Source organism: Streptomyces nanhaiensis, from assembly GCF_046614825.1.
Classification (GTDB): Bacteria; Actinomycetota; Actinomycetes; order Streptomycetales; family Streptomycetaceae; genus Streptomyces; species Streptomyces radiopugnans.
This window is the reverse complement of sequence record NZ_JBKJFM010000247.1, coordinates 1-4,968: the sequence shown is the minus strand read 5'-3', so window position 1 is coordinate 4,968 and position 4,968 is coordinate 1. Positions and strand designations below refer to the sequence as shown.

General features: G+C 73.1%; 2 protein-coding genes. Both read right to left on the bottom strand.

Annotation, left to right across the window (positions count from 1 at the left end; genetic code table 11):
* The coding region (locus tag ACLIYP_RS29095) for a type I polyketide synthase (protein ID WP_412716073.1) at positions 1-4,432 on the bottom strand (4,432 nt) is incomplete at its 3' end.
* Positions 4,433-4,475: 43 nt separating this feature from the next.
* A partial coding sequence (locus ACLIYP_RS29090) for a phosphopantetheine-binding protein (protein ID WP_412716072.1) occupies positions 4,476-4,968 on the bottom strand: 493 nt, incomplete at its 5' end.

Genomic DNA, 4,968 nt, shown 5'->3' with positions numbered 1-4,968 from the left:
GCCCCGCCGGCAACAGCGACCCCGGCCCCGAGACCCACACCTCCTCGTCCTCGGCCAGCTCCCCCAGCACCCGGCAGTACGCCGCGAACATCTCGTCCACCACACCCGCCGGGAACAACTCCTCCACGGCGGGCCAGCTGATGTAGAGCCCCTTGCTGGTCTCCAGCACGGCGGCGTCCAGCCACACCTGGGGGGTCTGCACGGACTCGTGCACCATGTCGCCGAGCCAGTCGAACAGCGTCTCGCCCTGGTCCCCGGTGTCCTGCACCAGGGTGGAGGTGAACACGATGGGCATCACCGAGCCGCTGCTGCCGCGCTGCCGGGCCAGTTCGCGCAGCACGTCGACGCCGTTGACGTAGCGGTGTTCCAGGTCCTCCCAGGCGCGCTCCTGCAGGGCGCGGGCGATCCCGGCGATCCCGCTGTGCTCGGTCAGGTCGATCGGCAGCAGGTCGAACGATGCGAACTCGCCCACGAGCCGGTCGGCGTCGGGGTGTACCGGCAGCCGGTTGATGACGGTGACGTTGAGGCTGAAGCGGGGACTGCGGGACCAGCCGCCGAGCACGGTGGCGTAGACCGCGAGGAGCACCGCCGACGGGGTGACGCCCAGCGCCGCCGCCCGTTCCTTGACGCGCTGCCAGGCTGCCCGGTCCAGCACGTGGCTGCGGGGGGTGAAGCGCGGGTGCTCCAGCTCCGAGGGGGCCACGGCCAGCGGCAGTTCGGGGGCCGGGGGCAGTTCGGCGGCGCGTTCGCGCCAGTACGCCAGGGACTTCTCGTACAGCGGGGTGCGGCGTACCCGTGCGGCCGCCAGCACGTAGTCCCGGTAGGAGATCTCCGTTTCGGGCAGTTCGGCGCCCGGGTCGGCGTAGAGCTGCCGCCATTCCTGGAGGAGGATGCGGATGCTGCCGATGTCGGCGATCAGCAGGTCGAAGCTGAGGAAGAGCCGTGTCCGGTCCTCCGGGAGGAGCACGGCGGTGATTCCGAACAGCGGCCAGGTGTCCGTGGGCCGCATCTCGTGGGAGATCCGCTCGCGCAGTCCGTCCAGCCGCTCCCGGCGCTCCCCGGCGGTGGCGTCGCGCAGATCGACGCGGTCGAAGGCGTACGGGCCGGGGTCGGGCAGGATGCGCTGCCGTCCGTCGTCGGTGAGGACGGCGTTGAGCATGGGGTGGCGCCGCATCAGCCGGTTCCAGGCGGCTTCCAGCCGGTCGAGGTCGATGCCGTGGTTCTCGACTTCCCAGTAGATGTGCGCGGCGACGTTGCCGAGGGTGAAGTTGCCCATCCGGCCGATCCACTGGGCCTGCTGGATCTCGGTGAGCGGGAAGGGCTCGTGGAGGTTGTCCGGGTCGGGGACGGCGACCGGGAGCCGGTCCTCCGGCCCGGCGGTGTCGGCCGCCTCGCCGCCGTACCGCGCGACGATCTCGGCGAGGGCCGCGACGGTGGACGCCTGGACCAGTTCGCGCATGGGCACCGCGATGCCCAGCTCCTCCTTGATCCGGGCCACCACGCGGGTGGCGAGCAGGGAGTGGCCGCCCAGCTCGATGAAGTTGTCGTGCACGCCGACGGGCGCGATGCCGAGCAGGTCCTGCCAGATGGCCGCGATCTTCTCCTCGCGTGCGTCGCGCGGCTCCTGGTACGGCGTCATCAGCTCCGGACGGCTGTCGAGGGCCGCGGCCGCGTCGGCGGCCTCGGCGGCCCCGGTGGTCTCCGCGGTCTCGGCGGCCGTGTCGCCGGGGACGTCGGCGACCGGTTCGCCGGCCTGCTGCGGGCCGTCCGGCGCCTCGATCCAGTAGCGGCGGCCCTGGAAGGGGTAGCCCGGCAGGGCTGCCCGGTGGCGCAGGCCGCCGGTCTCCAGCGCGCCCCAGTCGAGGTCGGCGCCGGCCGCCCACAGCCTTCCGACGGCCGACAGCAGGGAGTCCTGCGCGGACTCCTCGTCACCGGGGCCGGGGAGGGTGGACAGCACGGTGCGGCGCAGGGCGCCCTCGGCACCGCGGGCCAGGGTGGTGAGCGTACGGCCGGGGCCGGCCTCGACGAGCAGCAGGTCCTCCTGCTCCAGCAGTCGCCTCACCCCGTCGCCGAAGCGGACGGCGTCACGGGCGTGGCCCGCCCAGTAGGCCGGGTCGGCCGCCTGCTCGGCGGTGATCCAGTCGCCGGTGCGGTTGGACAGGTACGGGATGCCCGGCCGGCCGGTGCGGAGCGAGGCCGACTCCTCGGCGAGCTCGGGCAGGACCGGCTCGATCATGGGCGAGTGGAAGGCGTGCGAGGTGTGCAGCCTGCGGTGGCCGACGTCGCGGGCGGCCAGTTTCCGTTCGAAGTCCTCGACGCGGTCGTGCGGGCCCGCGACCACGCAGAGTCCGGGCGCGTTGACGGCGGCGAGGGAGAGGCCGTCCGGCAGCAGTTCGCGCAGGGATTCCTCGTCGAGGGCGACGGAGAGCATCGCCCCGCCGGGGAGCTGCTGCATCAGTGCGCCGCGCCGGGCCACCAGCCGTAGGGCGTCGGGCAGTTCGAGGACGCCGGAGCAGCAGGCCGCGGTGATCTCGCCGACGCTGTGGCCGAGCATGGCGCGCGGCCTCAGACCCCAGCTCGCGAGCAGTCCGGCCAGGGCGTACTCGACGGTGAAGAGGGCGGGCTGGGCGAACTCCGTGCGCTGGAGCCTCGCGGCGGCCTCGCGCGGCCCGGCCGGGCCGGTGTCGTCCGGGTACAGCAGTGAGCGCAGGTCGTGTTCGAGGTGGGGGCGCAGCAGCTCGGCGCACTCCTCGACGCGCTCGCGGAACACCGGTTCGCCTTCGTAGAGTTCGCGCCCCATGCCGGGGTACTGGCTGCCCTGGCCGGGGAAGAGCAGCGCGATCCCGGCCGCCGCCGGGGCGTTCGCCGTGGCGGTGCGCACCGGGTCGGCGCCGGCGAGCGCCTCGGCGGCTTCGCCGGCGTCCCGGCCGATCACGATGCGGCGGTGCTCGAAGGCGCGGCGCCCGGTCTGGAGGGTGTGGGCGACGGCGGGCAGCGGTGCGGCGTCCGGTGCGCGCAGGGCGGCGGCGAGCTGCGCGGTGGCCTCGTCGAGGGCCTTGGGGGTGCGTGCGGAGAGCGGCAGGAGCTGCACGGTGCGGCGGGGTTCCGCCGCGGGCAGGGGCTCGGGGGCCTCCTGGAGGAGGACGTGGGCGTTGGTGCCGCCGAATCCGAAGGAGCTGACGCCGATGCGCAGCGGCACGCCGTCGCCGGTCTTCCATTCCTGGAGCCGGTCGTTGACGTAGAAGGGCGAGTTCTCGAAGTCGATCCGGGGGTTGGGGTCGGTGTAGTTCAGGCTGGGCGCGAGCCGGCGGTGCCTGAGCTGGAGTACGGCCTTGATCAGGCCGGAGACGCCCGCGGCGCTGTCGAGGTGGCCGATGTTGGACTTCACCGAGCCGATGGCGCAGAAGCCGGTGCGGTCGGTGCCGGTGCGGAAGACCTCGGTGAGCGCGGCGATCTCGATGGGGTCGCCCAGCGGGGTGCCCGTGCCGTGTGCCTCGATCGCGGTGACGGTGGAGGGCTCGATGCCGCCGATGCCGAGGGCGCCGGCCACGGCCGCGGCCTGGCCGTGCACGCTGGGGGCGGTGTAGCCGACCTTGTCGGCGCCGTCGTTGCTGATGGCGGAGCCCTTGATGACGGCGTCGATGCGGTCGCCGTCGGCGCGGGCGTCCGCGAGGCGCCTGAGGACGACGAGGCCGACACCGCTTCCGCCGACCGTGCCGTTGGCCCCGGCGTCGAAGGGGCGGCAGTGGCCGTCCGGGGAGAGGATCATGCCTTCCTCGAAGCGGTACCCGACGCGGTGCGGCACCCGTACGGTGGCGCCTCCGGCCAGAGCGACGTCGCACTCGTGCGACAGCAGGGCCTGTACGGCCATGTGGACGGCGACGAGCGAGGAGGAGCAGGCGGTCTGCACGGAGACGGCGGGCCCCTCCAGCCCGAGCTTGTAGCCGATGCGGCTGGCCAGGTAGTCTTTGTCGTTGGCGATGAGCAGTTCGAAACCGGCGGCGGACGCGTCGACCCTGCGGCCCGGCAGCAGGTTGTTCAGCAGGTAGCCGGACAGACTGCATCCGGCGTAGACCCCGACGCCCTGGCCGCCCTCGGGATGCCCCGCGTCCTCCAGGGCGTGCCAGGCGCACTCCAGCAGGAGGCGGTGCTGCGGGTCGAGCAGCGCGGCCTCGCGGGCGCTGTAGCCGAAGAAGCGGGCGTCGAAGAGTTCGATGCCGTCGAGGACGCCACCGGTCCTGACGTACGCGGGGTCCTCCAGGACCTCGGGCGCCACGTGGCGGGACAGCTCGTCGTCGGTGAAGGTCGTGATCGACTCGACGCCGTCCCGGAGGTTGTGCCAGAACTCGGTCACGTTCCGGGCCCCGGGCAGCCGCCCGGCCATGCCGATCACCGCTATGTCGCCGGTGTCCTGGTCGAAGGCCGTCGTCATGTGCGTCCTTTCTGTGTTCGCGCCCCACGGCACGAGAGGGCGGTCACTTCCCGCGGCGTGCGAGGGTTTCGCGGCGCCGGCGTGCGCGGTCGAGGGCGGCCTGCGCCGGGGCCGGGCCGGTGCCGGCCCCGGCGAGGTGTGCGGCCAGACGGCGGACGTTGGGTTCGCCGAAGAGGGTGGTGATCGGGAAGCTCAGGCCGAGTTCGTCACGCAGGTCCCGGTAGATGCGCGTGATGGTGAGGGAGTCCAGGCCGAGTTCGAAGAAGTTGTCGAGCACGCCGACGCGTTCGTGGTCGCTGCGTGCGATGACCACACCGAGGATCTTCTTCTCGAGTTCGGTGGTGGGGGGTGTGGTGTCGCGGCCGGTGGGCTGTGTTGTGGTGGGGTCGGGCAGGGCGGTGCGGTCGACCTTGCCGTTGGCCGACAGCGGCAGCTCCTCCAGCACGGTCAGCGTGGGCGGCACCATGTAGCCCGGCAACCGCTCCACCGCCCAGGACCGCACCACGGCCAGCAACGCCTCGTCCGCCGCCCGGTCC